General features: G+C 72.3%; 16 protein-coding genes. 4 read left to right on the forward strand and 12 right to left on the reverse strand.

The window, feature by feature from the left end:
* Window positions 1-222: 222 nt before the first annotated feature.
* Window positions 223-2,079, forward strand: coding sequence for an acyl-CoA dehydrogenase (locus ACIBQZ_RS30525; protein ID WP_396092263.1), 1,857 nt, complete (start codon window positions 223-225; stop codon window positions 2,077-2,079).
* A gap of 59 nt (window positions 2,080-2,138) precedes the next feature.
* Here ACIBQZ_RS30525 and ACIBQZ_RS30530 read toward each other — a convergent pair whose 3' ends face one another.
* Window positions 2,139-2,654, reverse strand: a complete 516-nt coding sequence (locus ACIBQZ_RS30530) for a SixA phosphatase family protein (protein WP_396092264.1) — start codon at window positions 2,652-2,654, stop codon at window positions 2,139-2,141.
* Between the two features lie 100 nt (window positions 2,655-2,754).
* On the opposite strand from ACIBQZ_RS30530, the gene ACIBQZ_RS30535 reads away from it, so the two are divergent.
* Entirely contained in the window at window positions 2,755-3,051 is a 297-nt protein-coding gene (locus ACIBQZ_RS30535; RefSeq protein ID WP_396092265.1) for a DUF6458 family protein, read from the forward strand.
* 57 nt (window positions 3,052-3,108) lie between these two features.
* On the opposite strand, the gene ACIBQZ_RS30540 is transcribed toward ACIBQZ_RS30535, so the two are convergent.
* Window positions 3,109-3,954 (reverse strand): SDR family oxidoreductase, encoded by an 846-nt coding sequence (locus ACIBQZ_RS30540; RefSeq protein ID WP_396092266.1) that lies wholly within the window; start codon window positions 3,952-3,954, stop codon window positions 3,109-3,111.
* A gap of 134 nt (window positions 3,955-4,088) precedes the next feature.
* Between ACIBQZ_RS30540 and ACIBQZ_RS30545 the strand changes: the two genes are divergently transcribed.
* The gene (locus ACIBQZ_RS30545) at window positions 4,089-4,445 is read left to right on the forward strand and encodes a winged helix-turn-helix transcriptional regulator (RefSeq protein WP_396092267.1); all 357 of its coding nucleotides are present in this window, start codon (window positions 4,089-4,091) and stop codon (window positions 4,443-4,445) included.
* Here the strand turns inward: ACIBQZ_RS30545 and ACIBQZ_RS30550 are convergent.
* The 8 genes from ACIBQZ_RS30550 to pdhA form a co-directional block, all read right to left on the reverse strand.
* Window positions 4,427-5,245, reverse strand: coding sequence for an alpha/beta fold hydrolase (locus tag ACIBQZ_RS30550; protein ID WP_396092268.1), 819 nt, complete (start codon window positions 5,243-5,245; stop codon window positions 4,427-4,429). The genes ACIBQZ_RS30545 and ACIBQZ_RS30550 overlap by 19 nt on opposite strands.
* A gap of 4 nt (window positions 5,246-5,249) precedes the next feature.
* Complete coding sequence (locus ACIBQZ_RS30555; RefSeq protein ID WP_396092269.1) at window positions 5,250-5,927, reverse strand: hemolysin III family protein; 678 nt, start codon at window positions 5,925-5,927, stop codon at window positions 5,250-5,252.
* Window positions 5,928-5,974: 47 nt separating this feature from the next.
* A complete protein-coding gene (locus ACIBQZ_RS30560) occupies window positions 5,975-7,759 on the reverse strand; it encodes an NHL domain-containing thioredoxin family protein (RefSeq protein ID WP_396092270.1) in 1,785 nt (594 codons plus the stop codon).
* Between the two features lie 62 nt (window positions 7,760-7,821).
* Complete coding sequence (locus ACIBQZ_RS30565) at window positions 7,822-10,644, reverse strand: hypothetical protein (protein WP_396092271.1); 2,823 nt, start codon at window positions 10,642-10,644, stop codon at window positions 7,822-7,824.
* A gap of 1,568 nt (window positions 10,645-12,212) precedes the next feature.
* Window positions 12,213-12,350, reverse strand: a complete 138-nt coding sequence (locus tag ACIBQZ_RS30570) for a hypothetical protein (protein ID WP_396092272.1) — start codon at window positions 12,348-12,350, stop codon at window positions 12,213-12,215.
* Window positions 12,351-12,517: 167 nt separating this feature from the next.
* A complete protein-coding gene (locus ACIBQZ_RS30575) occupies window positions 12,518-14,026 on the reverse strand; it encodes a dihydrolipoamide acetyltransferase family protein (protein ID WP_396092273.1) in 1,509 nt (502 codons plus the stop codon).
* A gap of 5 nt (window positions 14,027-14,031) precedes the next feature.
* On the reverse strand, window positions 14,032-15,012 hold the full coding sequence (locus tag ACIBQZ_RS30580) for an alpha-ketoacid dehydrogenase subunit beta (RefSeq protein ID WP_396092274.1): 981 nt from the start codon (window positions 15,010-15,012) through the stop codon (window positions 14,032-14,034).
* On the reverse strand, window positions 15,009-16,169 hold the full coding sequence (pdhA, locus tag ACIBQZ_RS30585) for a pyruvate dehydrogenase (acetyl-transferring) E1 component subunit alpha (protein WP_396092275.1): 1,161 nt from the start codon (window positions 16,167-16,169) through the stop codon (window positions 15,009-15,011). Before pdhA ends, ACIBQZ_RS30580 begins: the two co-directional genes overlap by 4 nt.
* A 1,558-nt stretch (window positions 16,170-17,727) precedes the next feature.
* Between pdhA and ACIBQZ_RS30590 the strand changes: the two genes are divergently transcribed.
* Window positions 17,728-18,234: a hypothetical protein gene (locus tag ACIBQZ_RS30590; RefSeq protein ID WP_396092276.1), complete on the forward strand. Its 507-nt coding sequence runs from the start codon at window positions 17,728-17,730 to the stop codon at window positions 18,232-18,234.
* A gap of 57 nt (window positions 18,235-18,291) precedes the next feature.
* Here the strand turns inward: ACIBQZ_RS30590 and ACIBQZ_RS30595 are convergent, their stop codons facing one another.
* Both ACIBQZ_RS30595 and ACIBQZ_RS30600 read right to left on the reverse strand, forming a co-directional pair.
* Entirely contained in the window at window positions 18,292-18,639 is a 348-nt protein-coding gene (locus ACIBQZ_RS30595) for a Uma2 family endonuclease (protein WP_396092277.1), read from the reverse strand.
* On the reverse strand, window positions 18,636-18,869 hold the full coding sequence (locus ACIBQZ_RS30600; protein WP_396092278.1) for a hypothetical protein: 234 nt from the start codon (window positions 18,867-18,869) through the stop codon (window positions 18,636-18,638). The genes ACIBQZ_RS30595 and ACIBQZ_RS30600 overlap by 4 nt, the downstream gene beginning before the upstream one ends.
* Window positions 18,870-18,871 lie beyond the last annotated feature (2 nt).

Genomic DNA, 18,871 nt, shown 5'->3' on the forward strand with positions numbered 1-18,871 from the left:
CAAACGGAGCAACGATGGGCTTCGCCGGTCGATACGTGTGTGCGGCGCGGCGACTTGCAAATGTCCGAACGGTTGCCCCGGTTCCCACCCGATCGGAGCCGTCCGCCCCCCAACCCGACGGACAGCAAATGATCGAAGCGGACTTGTCGGTCCCTACCCGCGGGTAATACAGTGGTGGTTACTGACGGGTAACTCGCGTCCGGAGGGCGGGGCCAGAAACACATGAGTCACTACAAGAGCAACCTGCGCGACCTCGAGTTCAACCTCTTCGAGGTCTTCGGGGCGGATCGTGCTTTCGGCCAGGCGCCGTTCGACGGCATCGACGCCGAGACCGCGCGCGACGTGCTCGCGGAGGTCAACCGCCTCGCTCGCGAGGACCTCGCGGCCAGCTACATCGAGGCCGACCGCAACCCGCCGCGTTTCGACCCGGCGACGCACACCGCCGACCTGCCCGAGGCCTTCAAGAAGTCGTACGCGGCCTTCATGGCGTCCGAGTTCTGGCGGCTGGACCTGCCCGAGAGCCTGGGCGGCACGCTGGCGCCGCGGGCGCTGTGGTGGGCCATCGCCGAGCAGATCCTGGGCTCGAACGCCCCGGTCTGGATGTACTCCTCCGGCCCCTCCTTCGCGCACGTCGTGCAGGTCGAGGGCACCGAGGAGCAGAAGGCCTGGGCCAAGCTCTTCGTCGACAAGCAGTGGGGCTCGACGATGGTGCTCACCGAGCCCGACGCCGGCTCCGACGTCGGCGCCGGCCGGACCCGGGCGATCCCGCAGGCCGACGGCTCGTGGCACATCGAGGGCGTCAAGCGCTTCATCACCTCGGGTGAGCACGACCTCACCGACAACATCATCCACTACGTGCTGGCCCGTCCGGTGGGCGTCGAAGGCGTGGGTGGCCCGGGCACCAAGGGCCTGTCGCTGTTCATCGTGCCGAAGTTCCACTTCGACGCCGAGACCGGCGAGCTGGGCGAGCGCAACGGCGTCTACGCCACGAACGTCGAGCACAAGATGGGCCTCAAGGTCTCCAACACCTGCGAGATGACCTTCGGCGAGAACGGCACGCCCGCCAAGGGCTGGCTGCTCGGCGACGTGCACCAGGGCATCCGGCAGATGTTCATGATCATCGAGTACGCCCGGATGATGGTCGGCACGAAGGCGATCGCCACCCTCTCCACCGGTTACCTGAACGCGCTGGAGTACGCCAAGAACCGCGTCCAGGGCGCCGACCTGGTGCAGAACACGAACAAGGCGGCCCCGCGCGTCACGATCACCCACCACCCCGACGTACGCCGCTCGCTGATGTTGCAGAAGGCGTACGCGGAGGGCCTGCGCTCGCTGGTCATCTACACGGCGACCTGGCAGGACAAGGTCGCGATCGCCCAGGCCGCCGGTGACACCGAGGCGGCCGAGACCGCCAGCCGGATCAACGACCTGCTGCTGCCGCTGGTCAAGGGCGTCGGCTCGGAGCGGGCGTACGAGCTGCTCGGCCACGAGTCGCTGCAGACCTTCGGCGGCTCCGGCTTCCTGCAGGACTACCCGCTCGAGCAGTACGTCCGCGACGCCAAGATCGACACCCTGTACGAGGGCACCACCGCGATCCAGAGCCTCGACCTGATCTTCCGCAAGATCGTGAAGGACCAGGGTCAGGCGCTCGCGGCGCTCGCCACCGAGATGCAGGCGTTCATCGAGAGCGAGGCCGGCAACGGTCAGCTCAAGGTCGAGCGCGCGTCGCTCGGCAAGGCGCTCGGTGAGCTGCAGACCATCCTGGGCATCCAGATGGGCTGGCTGCAGGCGGTGCAGGGCGGCGACACCCGCGAGCTGTACAAGGTCGGTCTCACCTCGCGCCGGGTGCTGCTCGCGCTGGGCGACGTGGTCGTGTCCTGGCTGCTGCTGCGCGGCGCCGAGGCGTCGCTCAAGGCGCTGGGCACCGAGGTCAGCACGGCTGACAAGGCCTTCTACGAGGGCAAGGTCGCCGCGGCCCGGTTCTTCGCCCGCGAGGTGCTGCCCCGGATCGGCTCGGACCGGCGGATCATCGAGAACACCACGCTCGACGTGATGGACCTGCCCGAAGAGGCGTTCTGATCTTCGCGCCCTCCTGAACAGCAGAAGCCGGCGGACAACGACGTCCCGCCGGCTTCTGCTTATCCGCGTGCGGTGTGCGCGGTGACCAGCGGCATCGAGAACGGCTCGGTCTGCGACCAGGGACCTTCCGCCCGGTGCACGGCCAGCCCGGCGGTCCGTAGCGCCTCGTACGTGGCGTCCCCGTCGTACGGGCGCAGCAGGATCGACACGTCGGACATCGTGGGGTTGTGCCCGATGACCAGCACTGTGCGTACCGAATCCGGGACCGCGCGGAGCAGATCGATGACCTCGGTCCGGCCGCCGTCATACAGGGACTGCTCGTAGTGCACCTCGGGACTGCGCGCCTCCGGGTCGGCCTGGGCCAGCGCCACCGACACGCCCTGCCAGGTCTGCCGGGTGCGCCGCGCCGAGGAACACAGCACCAGGGCCGGCCGGAGCCGCTCGTCGGCCAGCCAGGCGCCGGCCGCGTCGGCGTCGGCATCGCCCTTCTCGGTGAGCCGGCGATCAAAATCCGGCAGCTCACCGGGGGTCTCGGCCTTGGCGTGCCGGAGCAGGACGAGGGTCCGCACAGTCATGCCCCCAGCTTGCCTGATTGAGGATTCCGCCGCCGGGGTAGACACACCATCGACTCATTGCCGCGGCTCGGTGCGGCAGCCACGAGCCTGGGAGGCCAATATGGGCATCGGCGGAAGTATTTTTCTCCTCGCGTTGGGAGCAATCCTGGCGTTCGCGGTCAACGCGGAAATCAGCGGACTGGACATCAACGTCGTCGGCTACGTGCTGATGCTGGCCGGGCTGATCGGTCTGGTCGTCACCATCTGGTACTGGAACAGCCGGCGTCGCCCCGCGGTGGTGCAGCAGCAGCCGCCGGTCGTGAGCAACGACCCGGCGTACCGCGACGGTGAGGTCGTGCAGGAGTACCGCGAGACCACGCGGCGCCAGCCCCCGCCCCCGCCGCCGTACGGCGCCTGACGGCAAGCGCGAGGGAGTGCCACCGGTGCGGTGGCACTCCCTGCGGCGTGTCCGGGGTCAGGCGAGCCGGGCGCGGACCGCGTCGGCCAGCGGGGTGGCCGGGCGGCCGAGCAGCTGGGCCAGGTCCTCGGTGCCGGTGTAGAGGGCGCCGGAGGCCGCGTGGTGGTCGGAGTCGGCCAGGACGGCGGCGAAGCCCTCCGGCAGGCCCACGCCCACCAGGAACTCCGTGTACTTCTCCGGCGGCAGGTTGGTGTAGGTGACCTCGCGGCCGGACTGGCGGGAGACCTCGGCGGCCAGCTCGGCCATCGTGACGCCCTCGCCGCCCAGCTCGTACACCTGCTTGTCGAGCCGGTCCGCGACCACGGCGGCCGCAGCAGCCTCGGCCAGGTCGGCCCGGGTGACCAGGCTGATCTTCCCGTCGCCGGCGGCGCCGACCAGGCCGTGCTCCAGGGCGCCCCGCAGGTCGTAGTTCTCCAGGTACCAGCCGTTGCGCAGGACCACGAACGGGATGCCGGACGCGGCGAGGGCCTGCTCGGTGGCGAGGTGCTCGGTGGCCAGGATCATGGCGGAGGTGTCGGCGTGCGGCGCGCTGGTGTAGAAGATCCGGCTGACCCCGGCCTCCTTGGCCGCATCGATGACGTTCTGGTGCTGCGGGACGCGCTTGCCCGGCTCGCTGGCGGAGACCAGCAGCAGCTTCTCGGCGCCCACGAAGGCCTTGCGCAGCGACTCCGGCTCGTCGTACGACGCGTACCGGACGTCCACGCCGCGGTCGGCCAGGTCCTGGATCTTCTCGATGCTGCGGCCGACCGCCACGATCCGGTCGGCGGGCACGCCGCGGGCGAGCAGGGACTCGACGGCGTGGCGGCCGAGGCCTCCGGTGGCACCGGTGACGACGATGGTCATGGCAGATCTCCTCAACATGCTGCGGCAACGGCCGGTCGACCGTTCCTTCCGCACAACTGCGCAGGTCGCGCATCACTTCCCAAGAGATAGAGAGCACCTTGAAGTGCGGTACTCACCTGAGGGATAGTTTCCTGGTGGAAGCGAGTGTGTACGCCAAGGACTGCCCCAGCCGCCAGCTGCTGGACCGCATCGGCGACGCCTGGAGCGTGCTGATCGTCGCATCGCTGGCCGACGGCGCGATGCGATACACCCAGCTCGCGCACCGGATCCCCGGGATCAGCCCGAAGATGCTCACCCAGACGCTGCGCGCCCTCGAACGCGACGGCCTGGTCACCCGCACGGTCTACCCGGTGGTGCCGCCCCGCGTCGACTACGCCCTGACCTCGCTCGGCCGCAGCCTGCTGGGCCTGGTGGACGCGCTGCAGGAATGGGCGGAGAAGCACATCGCCGACGTGGTCGAGGCGCGGACCGCCTACGACGCGCGGGGCTGAGTGAGCCACTCCAACGCCGCACCGGCGGATTCCAGGATCGAGATGTGGCCGTCCTCGGGGCGCAGCCACAGCTCGGCGGTGGGGCAGCGCTCGGCCAGCCAGACGCCGTGGGCGCCCGGCACCATGAGGTCGGCGCCGCCGTGCACGATCAGCAGGGGCACCGAGACGCCGGCCGGGTCGAAGCCCCAGGGCGCCACGTAGGCCAGGTCGTCGTCGATCAACGCGGCGGGACCGGCGGCCAGCGCCGGGTGCACCACCTCCAGGATCCACGACCACGGGCCCGCGAACGTGACCTGGTCGCGGTCGGTGAAGCCGGGCTCGGCGTCGGTGGCGGTCGCCTCGTGCCGCTCCTTGGCGGCACGGCCCTCGGCCGCGGCGCGCAGCGAGGCGACGCCGGACGGCGCCATCCCGGCGAACCAGTCCAGCCCGTCGGCGCCGTACGGGGCCGGGCCGGCCAGCGAGGCCACCGCGGTGACCCGGCCGGGCAGCAGCACGGCGCAGGCCAGCGCGTGCGGGCCGCCGCCGGAGTGGCTCATCGCGGCGAACCGGTCGAGACCCAGCTCGTCCGCGACGGCGGCGACGTCCTCGGCGGCCGACGCGACATCACGGCCGGGGCGCGGGGTGGAGCCGCCGTAACCGGGCCGGTCGTACGACAGCCAGCGGACGCCCTCCCGGATCAGCGGCACCGGCGGCGCGCCGAGATTGGGCGTGCCGTGGAACCAGAAGACCGGCGTGCCGTCCCCGCCCGTGTCGTACGCGTGCAGGATGCGGCCGTCGCCGAGCTTCAGGTCGAACTCCATGCGATCAAGCGTAGAGCGCGAAGTAGATCGCGATGTGGTGGCAGAGCGCCGCGACCAGCGTGCAGGCGTGGAAGAACTCGTGGTGGCCGAAGACGGTCGGCCACGGGTTCGGCCGGCGCATGGCGTAGAAGACCGCCCCGACGCTGTAGATCAGGCCGCCGGCGGCGAGCAGCGCCAGGTCGGCCACGCCGCCGTTGTGCAGGATGTCCGGCAGTATCGCCACCGCGCCCCAGCCCAGCGCCAGGTAGAGCGGCGCGCCCACCCAGCGCGGCAGATGCGGCCAGATGCTCTTGAGAGCCACGCCGCCGAGCGCGCCGATCCAGATCAGGCTCAGCATCAGCGTCGCCTTGTCCCGCTCCAGCAGCAGCACGCAGAACGGCGTGTAGGTGCCCGCGATGAAGATGAAGATCATCGAGTGGTCGAGGCGGCGCATGACCTGGTAGCCGCGCTCACCCCAGACCCGCCGGTGGTAGAGCGCGCTGATGCCGAACAGGCCGCACACGGTGATGCTGTAGATCAGCGTGCTCAGGAACGGTGCGAGGCCGGGCCGGGTGGCGGCGATCGAACAGAGCACGATGCCGCAGACCAGCGCGACGAAGAACGCGTACTGGTGCAGCCGGCCACGCAGCCGCGGCTTGCCGAGGTCGGCAGGCTTCATGTGGAACGGGGCGTCGGTCGTCACGCCTCCAGGTTACGGCACCGTAGGTTACTGCTCAGTAGTGAACCGTCTCACCCATCCAGCCCGCGCAGGATCAACGGCAATCGGCTCGGCGCGCCCGGCTCCACGAGCACCGGCACACCCCAATCCTGCCGGGTCAGATGGCAGGCGGCGTGCTCCACCTCCGCGTCGCACGTCGCGGCCTGCGCCACCACCTGCAGGATGCCCTTGGGCACCGCCGGGTTGAGCACGAGCCGGCGGGACAGCTCGGTGGTCGTGCCCTCGCCCTCCAGCAGCAGCTCCGGCGGTGACGCGGAGACCACCAGGCGGGTCGACGGGCCGAACGAGGTGTCCAGCTTCTGGCCCGGCGCGGGAGTGAAGACCACGTCCAAGGTCACCTCGCCCGGCGCCAGCGACGACGGCGGGCGCTCGGTGCGGTGTCGCTCTCCCGCGACGGTACGGACGGCGCCCGGCGCCAGCCGCACCAGGCGGTGCGCCCCGGACTCGACCACCAGCACCGCGCCGTCCCGGGTGAGCAGGACATCACTGGGCTCGGCCAGGCCGGAATCGACGGTCGACACCTCGCCGGTGGCCGGGTCGAACCGGCGGACGGCGCCGTTGTAGGTGTCGGCGATCAGCACCGAACCGTCGGGCAGCGCCCCGACCCCCAGCGGATGCTGCAGCAACGCCTCCGCGGCGGGGCCGTCCACGTGGCCGAAGTCGAACAGGCCCTGCCCGACGGCGGTGTGCAGCTCACCCGCCTCGACCCAGCGCAGCGCCGACGTCTCGCTGTCGGCGATCCACAGCCGGTCACCGGCGGCGGACAGGCCCGACGGCTGCGCCATCCAGACGTCCGGGAGCTTGCCGTCGCGCAGGGACTCGACGGTGGTGCCCGCGTACACCCCGGTGGCGCCGGAGGCCGGGGCGAACCACCAGAGCTGGTGGATGCCGGCCATCGCGACGACGACCTGCTCCTCGAACCAAGCCACGTCCCACGGGGAGGACAGCGACTCACCGTCGTCGGCCGCCGTGCGCCACGGGCGGCCGGTGCCGGCCACGGTGACCACCTCACCCGTCTCCAGGCGCAGGCCGCGCAGCAGATGGTTGACGGTGTCCGCGACGACGACGTCGTAGTCGGCGGTGCCCGTCGGCAGCAGGCAGAGGCCCTGCGGCTCGTTGAAGCTCGCCAGCTCGGCGGGGCCGTCGGCGCGGCCACGCTCACCCGTGCCGAACCGGCGGACCAGGGACTCGCCGTCGGCGGTGAGCTCCACCAGCGAGTGCCGGGCGGAGTCGGAGACCAGCAGGTTGCCGTTCGGCAGCTCGATGGCCTTGCCGGGGAAGCGCAGCAGCGTGTCGGGGGCGGCCGGAGGCACGTACGGCCCGTCGCCGCGGTGCAGGGTGCCCGCCGCCTCGTGGGTGGCGATCAGCTCGTCCAGCAGGCGCATCAGGCCCTCGGCGTGACCCTCGCCGGCCATCGAGGCGACGACGTAACCCTCGGGGTCGATCACCGAGAGGGTGGGCCAGGCCTTGGCGGCGTACTGCTGCCACATCTGCATGTCGGCGTCGTCGAGCACGGGGTGGTGCACGCCGTACCGCTCGACGGCGGCGGCGAGGGCGGCAGGGTCCCGCTCGTGCTCGAACTTCGGCGAGTGCACGCCGATCACCACGAGGGCGTCGCCGTACTTCTCCTCCAGCGGCCGCAACTCGTCCAGGACGTGCAGACAGTTGATGCAGCAGAAGGTCCAGAAGTCGAGGATCGCCGCCTTGCCGCGCAGGTCGGCCAGGGTGAGGGAACGGCCACCGGTGTTGAGCCAGCCTCGGCCCCGAAGCTCCGGGGCCCGTACGCGCGCGGTCATGGCCCCATCGTGCCCGACGCGCGGGCCACCCCTGGGCCGGGGTGGCCGCGCACGTCACCCGGTCAGCTGCGCGGTTTCAGGCAGAGCACCTGGGTGCGCCCGTTGTCGGTCGGGTTGACCACGTACGGCTGGTTCGGGTCCGGGCACTGTTCCTTGGTGTCGACGATCGCCGTGACCTCGAACGAGCCGGGGTCGCTGCAGTTCGCGGTGACCGCGGCGTCGCCGTTGCGCTTGACGCAGTCGCCCGCGCTGACCGAGAAGCTGCTGCCGCCGTCGTGCGAGCCGCGGGCGATCAGCCAGGTGACACCCAGCGTCAGACCCACGATCAGGCCGGCGCCGAGGATGACACCCAGGATCACCGGCAGCATCCGGACGTGCGGCGTCTCGGGCTTGGCCACCTCGGTCGGCACCATCGCCGGGGCGTCCTGCTTGAACGAGTCGAAGCGGCCCTGGTCGGCGTCCGGCTCCGCCCGCCCGGGCCACGACGCTGTCTGCTCCGGGCCGGGCGGGGTCACCGTGGCGCGGCTGGCCGGGCCCGGGAAGACGCCGCCCATCCGTGGCCGCTCACCGAACGGCTGGGTGGAATCCGACGCGGGGGCGGGCGGGAAGCCGTTCTCCAGCGGCGGCGCGGCGTGCATCGACGGCAGCGCCGGCGCGGGCACGTACGGCTGCTCCGGGCCCTGGCCGCGGCCGGACACGTCCGTGGTGTTCTCGCTGTACTGGTCCGGCGGCATGGTCCGGGCGGCGGGATTGCCGGGCACCGGACCCGGCTGCTCCGACCGGCCGCGGCCGGCGATGTCCGTGGTGAACTCGGTGAACTGCGCCGCGTTCCGGGCGTCCGCGTCGGGGGCGGGCGAGGACGGCGCGAACGGCTGGCCGGCCGGCGGCGGGCTCACCCGCGCGCTGGCGGTGGCCCGGCCGGAGGGCCGTCCGGGCGGCTGCGCCCCACCCGAGGCCGGCGCGGTGCCGAACGTGCCCGAGGTCGGCGGGGTGCCGAACGTGCCCGAGGTCGGTGCGGCGCCGAACGCGCCTGAGGTCGGAGCGGCATCGGGTGCGCCTGAGGACGGCGCCGTGCCGAAGCCACCGGCCGGTGCACCGCCGTGCTCCGGCTGGGCGTACGGGTCGGCCCGGTCGTCACCGGCATCGGCGAACGGGGAAGCGCCGGACGCCGGCCGGACGGCCTCGGCTGCCCGCCCATAGGTGCCGTCGGCCTGCGGCGGCTTGCCGTAGGTGCCGTCGGCCGGGCGACCGTAGGGGCTGTCCGGCTGGTCATCTTCCTGGTACGGCGACGGCGGCGCGGGCTCGTCGGCGGGCGCGGGACGGCCGTAAACCCGCGACTGCGGGCCGGCCGGCGGCGGTGGCACCTCCTCGGCGTCCACGGGCGGGCTCACCCGGCTGGCCACCGGCACGGAGGCACTGGCCGACACCGGACGCGCGGTGCCCTTGGCCGGGCGCTCGGCGGCCGGAGAGTCGCCGGAGTCGGGGCGCTCGGAGGGGTCACGCGGCTGCGGCACGGCGGCGCCACCGCGGGCCTCGGCGACCGCGGGCGAGCCGGCGTCGCCGAACGAGGCGCCGGGCACCCGCTGGGCATATCCGACACTGCCCCCGTCGGGCGGGCCGGCGGTCGCGAACGACGCACCGGGGATCCGCTGGGCGTAACCGTCGGCGGGCTGGCCGAACGGCGCCTGCTCGCCACCGTCGTCGGGGCGCTCACCGAAGCCGCGCCGGGCGGGCGCCTCGTCGGGCTGGCCGGAAACCGGTCGACCCGGACCGGACCGGCCGGGCTCGCCGTCCGAAGCTGCACGCATGGGGAAGCCCCCGCTGTCCGATGTGGCCGGTGCGGCGAAACCGCCGTCGGCATCCTCCCGACGGAACGTGCCGTCGCGGAAGGGGTTGCTGTCGGAACCGGGCCGGGCGGGGAAGCCGTCGCTGTCGACTTCTCCCCGGGAGGCCTCGGCACCGGCGGGGAAGCCACCACGGGCGGGCAGCCCACCGGCGTCGGCGGCACCCCGAGCGGGGAACGCGCCGCTGTCGGCACCACGGCCGAAGCCGTCGTTGCGAGCCGGGAACGCGCCGCCGTCGGTGCTGCCCTGGCCGAAGCTGTCGCCGCGGGCCGGGAACGCGCCGCTGTCGGCGTCGCTGCGAGCGGGGAATTCCCCGTCGGCGGCGTCGCCGCGGGCGAGAGCGTCGCTGCCGCGGGCGCCGGCGCCGCGCATCGGGAAGCTGCCGTTGCCGGAGCCTCCCCGGGTCGGGAAGCCGCCGCTTTCGCCGCTGCCCCGGGTCGGGAAGCCGCCGCTGCGGGCGGCAGGGACGCCGTCCGGGCCGGCGGGCGGGGCGTCCGGCAGGCCGGTCAGGGTCGCGCCGGGTACCCGGACGCGCTGGTCACCGAAGGCGGACACGCCCGGTGGGCGGTCGCCGGGCTGAGCATCGTCATCGGTACGCGCGGAGCCGAACGACTCATCGCTCGCGGAGCCACCGAAGGGTTCCCGAGGGGCGGGCGCGAACGACGACCGCTCGGACCCACCGAACGGTCCACGGTCCGCCGGGGCAGAGTCCGGCCGGTCGAAGGGGGAGCCGCCGGGGCGACGCGGCATGTCCGGTCCGGCTGCCGGTGCGGAGTCCGCAGGCTGGCGGGCCGGGGCGAAGCCGTTGAACTCGCCGACCGGGCCGTCCAGCGGGCCGCCCGCGATGCCGGGCGAGCGCTGTGGCAGGTCACCGGCGCCGCCACCGCCGCGGTAGGGGTGCGGCTCGGCAGGCCGGGTGAACGGGTTGTCCTCCGCGGCCGGCTGGGCCGAGGCCCGGGGTGCCCAGGCGGACTGGAGCACCTCGGGGGTGGCGAACGAGTCGGCAGGAGCCGGCACCGCGGCGGACGGGTGCTGCGGCATGGCGCCGGGCTCGGGCACACGCGCGGAACCGCTCGAGGCCGAGGCGAACTGGGCCGCGCCGGGGCCGAAAGCCGGGCCGGGCGTCGGCGTGCCGGACCCACCGCCGGTCGACGGTGAACCCGGAGCCTGAGCACCCCGCGACTGCGGCCCGGCCGCCGGTGAGCCCGGCGGCTGCGAACCGACAACCTGCGCGGACGCGGACTGCGAGCCGGCCGGCGGGAAGCCGGGCGACTGCGAGCTGGGCGGGGGGAAGCCGGGCGACTGCGAACTGGGCGGGGGGAAGCCGGGCGACTGCGAGCTGGGCGGGGGGAAGCCGGGCGACTGCGAGCTGGGCGGCGGGAAGCCGGGCGACTGCGAGCTGGGCGGCGGGAAGCCGGGCGACTGCGAGCTGGGCGGCGGGAAGCCGGGCGACTGCGAGGTCGGCGGGGGGAAGCCCGGTGGCTGTGAGCCGGCCGGCGGGAAGCCGGGAGATTGCGAGGCCGATGCCGGGGAGTCGGGCTGCTGGGAGCCAGACCGCCGGGAGTCGGCCGACGGGAATCCCGGGGACTGCGAGCTGGGCGGCGGGAAGCCCTGCGGCTGCGCGCTGGCAGGCGGGAACCCGGCGGACTGCGCACCGGACGGCGGGAAATCGGGCTGCGGGGAGCCGGCGGGTGGGAACCCGGGGGATTGCGAGCCGGGCACCGGGGAGTCGGCCTGCGGGGAGCCGGGCCGCCGGGAGTCGGCGGCTGGGAAGCCGGGGGACTGCGAGGTCGGCGGTGGGAATCCCGGTGGCTGTGAGCCGGCCGGCGGAAAGCCGGGAGATTGCGAGGCCGATGCCGGGGAGTCGGGCCGCCGGGAGTCGGCCGGCGGGAAGCCGGGGGACTGCGAACTCGGCGGTGGGAATCCCGGCTGTGCGCCAGCGGGCGGGAAGCCAGGGGACTGCGCGCTGGGCGGCGGGTATCCCGGCGGCTGGGAAGCGGCTGGTGGGTATCCCGGCTGCTGGGAGCCCGGGGCGGCCTGCCCGGCCGGGGGCACCGCCGGCACCACGAAGGGCGAGCCGCCGTTCGGGGTGGTGTGGGGTGGCGGGGCGTACGCGCTCGGCAGGGATTCCTGGGCGTGCGGGTACGACGGAGCGCGGTCGGCGGTCTGGTGACCGTCGGAGTCCGGCGGGAAGGCGTCCGGCGGGAAGCCGTCGGTGCCGAACTGGCCGGCTCCGCTGCCCGACGTGGCCCCCGGCTGCTGACCGGCGTGCTGGCCCTCGGACGTCATACGCGCCTCCTCCAAGACTGTCGGCCCTGCCAGCTCTGCACCTGCGGACTGCGCGGCTCGGCGTGCGAGCCGACCCGGCAGAGCTGGGCGTCGCCCGGTCGCTTTCCCGCCCGGCCGGCCGAGCCGGGCAGGTGACCGTCGCCAACCGTACCGGTCGTCGGGGCCGGAAGAAATCCCGGTGTACGCCGTCCGGAGCGCGGTGGTGCGGCGTAAATCACGGAGGAGGGCGACCTTTGGTGGGCAATTGCCCTGATTGGAACGACGGCAGCCCGCTCGGAGGGCCGGGCGGGCTGTCGGGTGCGGTGGTGATCAAAAGGTGATCAGAACGACCGCTGCTGGCTGAAGATTGCGATTTCGTCCCGCATCGATCGGGTCGGCGCTGCCTTCCACGCGCGGTCGATGGCGCGGGCGTCGCGCTTGGCGATACGGCGGTTGCGGATGCGCTCGATGGTGCTCATTACGGTGTCACTCCCCCGGGCCAAGGCTTGGCCCTCGTCTGCGGTGCCGTGTTCCGGCGCTAGTTCTATTTAACCGCGCCGAAACACGGACCGCCAACGATTGCGGGGGTGATCCCGCTTACCTACCTAAGGATCGTAGGTTGGGAAAACTTCTTGCCAAAGAAACCTCAGGTCCAGGAGAGAAGTGCCGACTCCGGGTCCGCCAGGAAACCGCCGATGTCGCGGAGGAACTTCGAGCCCAGTTCGCCGTCCACGATGCGGTGGTCGAAGGAGAGCCCGAGGGTGGTGACCTGGCGAATCTTGATCTTCTCCCGGTGCACCCAGGGCGTCGGGCGGATGGTCCCGAGCGCCAGGATGGCTGCTTCGCCCGGCGGCAGGATCGGCGTGCCGGAGTCGATGCCGAAGACGCCGACGTTGGTGATCGAGAACGTTCCGCCCGACATGTCGGATGGTGCGGTCTTTCCCGACTTGGCCGTTTGCACTAGGGCGGTCAACGCATCCGCGAGCTCACGCAGCGTGAGCCGGCCGGCGTCCTTGATGTTCGGCACGATCAGGCCGCGTGGGGTCGCCGCGGCGATGCCCAGGTTGACGTAGTCCTTGACGACGATCTCGTTCGTCGCCGCGGACCAGGTCGAGTTGACCATCGGGTGCCGCCGGACGGCCAGCAGCACCGCCTTCGCCACGAACAGCAGCGGCGAGATCCGCACGTCGCGGAACTCGGGCCGGGCCTTGAGCCGCTCCAGCGCCTTCATCGTCCGGGTCACGTCCACGGTGAGGAACTCGGTCACGTGCGGCGCAGTGAACGCCGACGCGACCATGTTCTCCGCGGTGAGCTTGCGGACGCCCTTGATCGGGATGCGCTGCTCGCGGGTGGCGTCGAACACAGCGGCGACGACCGGGGCCGGCTGGGTGCCGGCGGTCTCGGTGGGTGCCGGTGCGGTCGCCGCCTGGTGGACGTCCTCCCGGGTCACCGAGCCGAGCGGGCCGGTGCCGGCGATCGTGGTCAGGTCGACCCCGAGATCCTTCGCCAGCTTCCGGACCGGCGGCTTGGCCAGCACCGGGCCTGCTCGATGCGGAGCGGGGGTGGGTGGTGCCACGGGCGCTGCTGGGGGAGCCGGTGCCACGGGAGCTTGGTGGGTCACGGTGGCGGCCGGTGGGGCCTGGGGCGGGGACGATGCCGGGGTCGGCTGGGCCACGGGGGCCGGTGCCCCGGCTGCGTTCTGCTCGGCCGGTGGTGCGGTTGGGGACCCTGTGGGCGTACCGATGCGGGGTCGTCTTTTGGCAGTTGTGGTTTTCGGGCCGTATCCGACCAGCACGGCCGTGCGGCCGCCCGGAGCCGGACCACCGATCATGCCGGGCTCGACGGAGCCCTCCTCGGGAGCGATCTCGACCGCCGCGAGCGACTCGGCGGAGGGGACCGGGCCCGCGCCCGGGTCGGTGTCGATCGAGATGATCGGCGCACCGACCTCGACCGTGGTGCCGGCCTCGTGGAAGATCCGGGTGACGACCCCGCCCCACTTGGCCGGGATCTCCACCGCCGCCTTCGCGGTCTCGACCTCGACGATCGGCTGGTTCAGCTCGATCGTGTCGCCGACCTTGACCAGCCAGGTGAGGATCTCGCCCTCGGTCAGGCCCTCGCCCAGATCGGGCAGGGTGAACTCCTTGATCCGTGTCATCGGGTTCACCAGCCGAACGAACGGTCGACGGCGTCCAGCACCCGGTCCAGGTCGGGCAGGTACTCCTCTTCGACGCGGGCGGCCGGATAGGGCACGTCGAAGCCCGTGACCCGCAGCACCGGCGCCTCCAGCGAGTAGAAGCACTCCTCGGTGATCCGGGCGGCGATCTCGGCGCCCATGCCCAGGTTGCCGGGCGCCTCGTGGACGACCACGGCGCGGCCGGTCTTGCGGACGGACGCGAACACCGGGCCCAGGTCCAGCGGGGAGAGCGTGCGCAGGTCGATGACCTCGAGCTGACGGCCGTCCTCGGCCGCGGCCTGCGCCGCGTCCAGCGCGGTGCGGACCATCGGCCCGTACGCGATCACCGTCGCGTCCGCACCCTCGCGGGCCACCCGGGACGCGTGCAGCGGGAAGCTCGCGGGCGCGTCGAGGTCGACCTCGCCCTTCTCCCAGTAGCGGCGCTTCGGCTCGAAGAACACGATCGGGTCATCCGAGGTGATCGCCTGCTGGATCATCCCGTACGCGTCGGCCGGGTTCGAGCAGGTCACGACCTTGAGGCCGGGGGTGTGCGCGAAGTACGCCTCGGGCGACTCGGAGTGGTGCTCGACCGCGCCGATGCCACCGCCGTACGGGATCCGGATGACGATCGGCAGCGTGACCTTGCCCATCGAGCGGTAGTACATCTTCGCCACCTGCGCGACGATCTGGTTGTACGCCGGGAACACGAACCCGTCGAACTGGATCTCGCAGACCGGCCGGTAGCCGCGGATGGCCAGGCCGACCGCGGTGCCGATGATGCCGGCCTCGGCCAGCGGGGTGTCGATGACCCGGTTCTCGCCGAAGTCCTTCTGCAGGCCGTCGGTGATCCGGAAGACGCCGCCGAGCTTGCCGACGTCCTCGCCCATGATGACGACCTTGGGGTCGTTCTCGAGCGCGCGGCGCAGACCGTGGTTGAGGGCCTTGCCGAGGGTGAGAGTCTCGCTCATCGGTGGGCGCTCCCTTCGAACGAGGCCTCGTAGGCGGCGAACTGCGCACGCTGCCGGTCGAGCTCGGGCGAGCCGTGCGGGTAGACGTGGTCGAACATCGTGACCGGCTGCGGGTCCGGCATGGCCAGCACCCGTTCGCGCAGGTCCAGGGCGAGCTTGCGGGCCGACTCGTCGACCTCGCCGAAGAACGCGTCGTCGGCCAGCTGCTGCTTGCTCAGGAACGCCTTGAACCGGCTGATCGGGTCCTTGACCTTCCAGGACTCGACCTCGCTGGCGATCCGGTAGCGGGTCGGGTCGTCGGAGCTGGTGTGCGCGCCCATCCGGTACGTGTACGCCTCGATCAGCGTCGGCCCCTGGCCGTTACGGGCCTGGTCGAGCGCCGCCCGGGTCACCGCGAAGGTGGCCAGCACGTCGTTGCCGTCGATCCGGACGCCGGGGAAGCCGAAGCCCGCCGCGCGCCGGTAGAGCGGGATGCGGGTCTGCCGCTCCAGCGGCTCGGAGATCGCGTACTGGTTGTTCTGGCAGAAGAACACCATCGGCGCGTGGAACACGCCGGCCCAGACGAACGCCTCGTTGACCTCGCCCTGGCTGGTGGCGCCGTCGCCGAAGTATGCGATGACCGCCTCGCCGTCGGGCGTGCCGGTCTTGCCGTCCATGGTGACGCCCATGGCGTAGCCGGTGGCGTGCAGTGTCTGCGAGCCGATCACGATCGTGTAGCCGTTGAACTTGTACTTGTTCGCGTCCCAGCCGCCCTGGTCGACGCCCCGGAACAGGCCGAACGGCATGATCGGGTCGATGCCGCGGGTGTAGAGCACGCCGTGCTCGCGGTAGGTCGGGAACGCCATGTCCTGCGGGCGCAGCGCCCGGCCGGAGCCCACCTGCGCGGCCTCCTGGCCCAGCAGGCTGGCCCAGATCCCCAGCTCACCCTGCCGCTGCAGGGCGGTCGCCTCGGCGTCCAGGCGGCGGACGGTCACGAGGTCCTTGTACAGCTCGCGGTACTCGTCGTCGGTGAAGTCGACCGAGTAGGTGATCCCGTCCGCCGTGGTGACGCTGTCAATGCGCTCACCGTCGGGCGTGAGCAGCTGAACGAAGCCGCCTGCCGGAGCGTCTGCTCCGACCGGGCTATCGCCGTTCGCCATCCGTGTCTCCCTGTTCATCTCTGCGCCCACGGCGGGTGTTGCCCGTCCGCGCGGCTGACCGCTGGGTTCGCCGCGCCTGGCCCGGGTGAGGTTGCCGCGCGGCTGGTCGGCGTGATCACAGACCCCGCCGGGGAGTGACGACCCCCACCGCGTCCCGCTGCTTGGTCCAGCCGCGACGGCGGCGGTGCCGTCACCACCATCCTCGCAGAGAACGTGAGGGCCGCCACAGGTCAGGTCGATCACAGATCCGAAATCTTGCGGAGTCATCGGTGCCCGTTTTTGTCCCATTAAGCGGTTTTCGTGCAATCACTTCCGCCGGAACGGCCGACTTACGCCGCTGCCGGAAGCGATATGCGTCGTTCACCCCGATAGCCGAGACAGATCCAAGTTGATCTTTATGTAGGGGGTGGTGGGCGTGCCGGAGCACCCGGACGACGACGGGCTCGTACCGCCGATCAAGGTCATGCGCAAAAGGCTCAACGGCGTCTACAGCGCCGAGGGCTTCGCCGGACCGACCCGCCGCTATGTGCTGATCGTGGCGATGCTCGTCGGGCTGGCGTCGCTGCCGACCCTGGCGGCCATCACCGCCGGCTCCCGCGAACTCGACGAGGGCCGCACCGGGGCCATGGACGCCCCGTTCATCCCGCCGGTCTCGACCGGTCCGGTCCGGCCCGCGCCGTCGGCGTCTTCCGGGACCGGCAGCGCGCGACCCGATCTGAAGCTGCCGGGAAGCTCCGGGGTTGTGCAGGGCCAGGCCCAGAAACGCAAGACCAAGCCACGGCCAAAACCCAAGGGGTACGCCCAGAGCACGCGCACCGGGCCTTCGGGGTCTCCGGGGTCGTCGGAGTCACCGGGGTCGCCGGGCCCGTCCGGGTCGTCCGGGTCCTCGGGGTCTGGTTCCTCGGTTGATCGGGGGGAGTCTTGGCGGCCTGGGAAGCCGGCCGGCTCCGGCTCCGGCTCCGGCTCCGGCTCCGGCTCCGGCTCCGGCTCCGGCTCCGGCTCCGGGTCCGGGTCCGGGTCCGGGTCCGGCTCTGGGTCTGGCTCGGGCTCTGCGCCGGAGAAGCCGGCGCCGGTGCGGCCCCCGGGGGTGCCGGGGCTGCCCACGATCCCGGTCAAGCCGGAGAAGCCGAACGACTCGGTGGGCTCGGGGGACGGTGGCGCCTCGGACGGTGACTCTCCCGGCTCCGCTGATGGCAACGCCGACGGCCCCTCGGGCGGCCATTCTTCCGATGGCGGGTCTTCCGGCGACCACTCGCCCGGTGGAGACCCTTCCGACGGCTCGCCTGGCGGCTCGTCCGGTAACTCTTCGGGTGGCTCCTCTGACGGCTCGTCCGGCGACTCTCCGGGCGGCTCGTCTGACGATTCGCCTGGCGGTTCTTCGGGCGGTTCTTCGGGCGGTTCTTCGGGCGGTTCTTCGGGCGGCTCGCCGGGCGGTTCTTCGGGCGGATCTTCTGACGGCTCGCCGGGCGGCTCGTCATCGGGTGACCATTCCGCGGGCGGGGATTCTTCGGGTGGGGATTCCTCGGGCGGCGACCGGCCGGATCCGCCGGCGAAGCCGGTCCGCCCACCGTGGTGCGTGGACCGCAGCGACTGCTCGGCGCGCCCGTCGCATCACCACCGCCCGGCCCGGCCGCGACACCAGGACTGTGACGACAACACCAGCCACCGTCACCGGCCGGCCCGCCGCGATTCCGCCGAGCGCGAGACCTCCGTCCACAGCGGCACCACCGGCCGGCGTGCGAAGCCCGACCAGATCATCCACAAGCTCACCATCCGGACGGCGAAGGCTGCCCGGTCCGACTCCCGCCGGAGGTCAGCAGTGACCGAGCGCCCGCAGAACGTCAGGCCGGCCCGCACCGCGGACCGCACCCACAACAGCAACCGCCACCAATCGCTCACGACGGACCGCAGCGACGGCACCCAGACAACCACGGCGACCCGCGCCCACCGCGGCTCCCACCGCGCGGAACGCATGCACCGCACGGACGACCACATCGGCGCCCGGCACCGCAGCTCCCGGATGGGCCGACACCACCTGGACCAGCGGCGGGACCACCAGGACCACCAGCAGAACCGCTGGTGAAAGGCCGCCCTCTCCCGGCGATGTGGAGGCTCGCCGGGCGAGGCGGCCGAAAACCGGCTACCCCGCGTCGACCCGCATCATCCGCGCCCGCCGCGCGATGAGCTGCGGCAGATCAACACGGACCTGCCACGGCGTCCCGGTCTCGAACACCTCGGTCGTGTAATGCGTCGCGAAGCGGTACTGCCCGCCCGGCTCGTCCAGCACCAGCTCGGCCAGGGAAATGGTCGGCTTGTCGGCGTCCGGGACGACGATCCAGTAGGCGGGCACCCCGGCCCGGGCGTAGAGCGCCCGCTTGGTCTCGGTGTCCCGCAGCACGGACGTGGGAGAAATGACCTCGACCACGAGCTGCGCCCCCTCGATCGGGAACGGCGACTGCTGCAGGTAGTCCGCCGGGGCGACGATCACATCGGGCCTCGGCTCGTTGTGGTCGTCAATCGTGACGACTGATTGGTGCCGACCACATAGTCCTCGGGAACTGACTTCTCCACTGCCAGGGCGATCCAGCTCGCGACGGCGTTGTGGTCGATCGTCCCGGTCGGGGAAACCGTCAGGCTGCCCTCGATCAGCTCCCAGCGCCGACCCTCGGGCAGCCCGTGCAGATCCGCTGTTGTGTAGCCGCGGCCGCTCGCCTTCATAG

The sequence above is a fragment of the Actinoplanes sp. NPDC049599 genome (assembly GCF_044465625.1).
Lineage (GTDB): Bacteria > Actinomycetota > Actinomycetes > Mycobacteriales > Micromonosporaceae > Actinoplanes.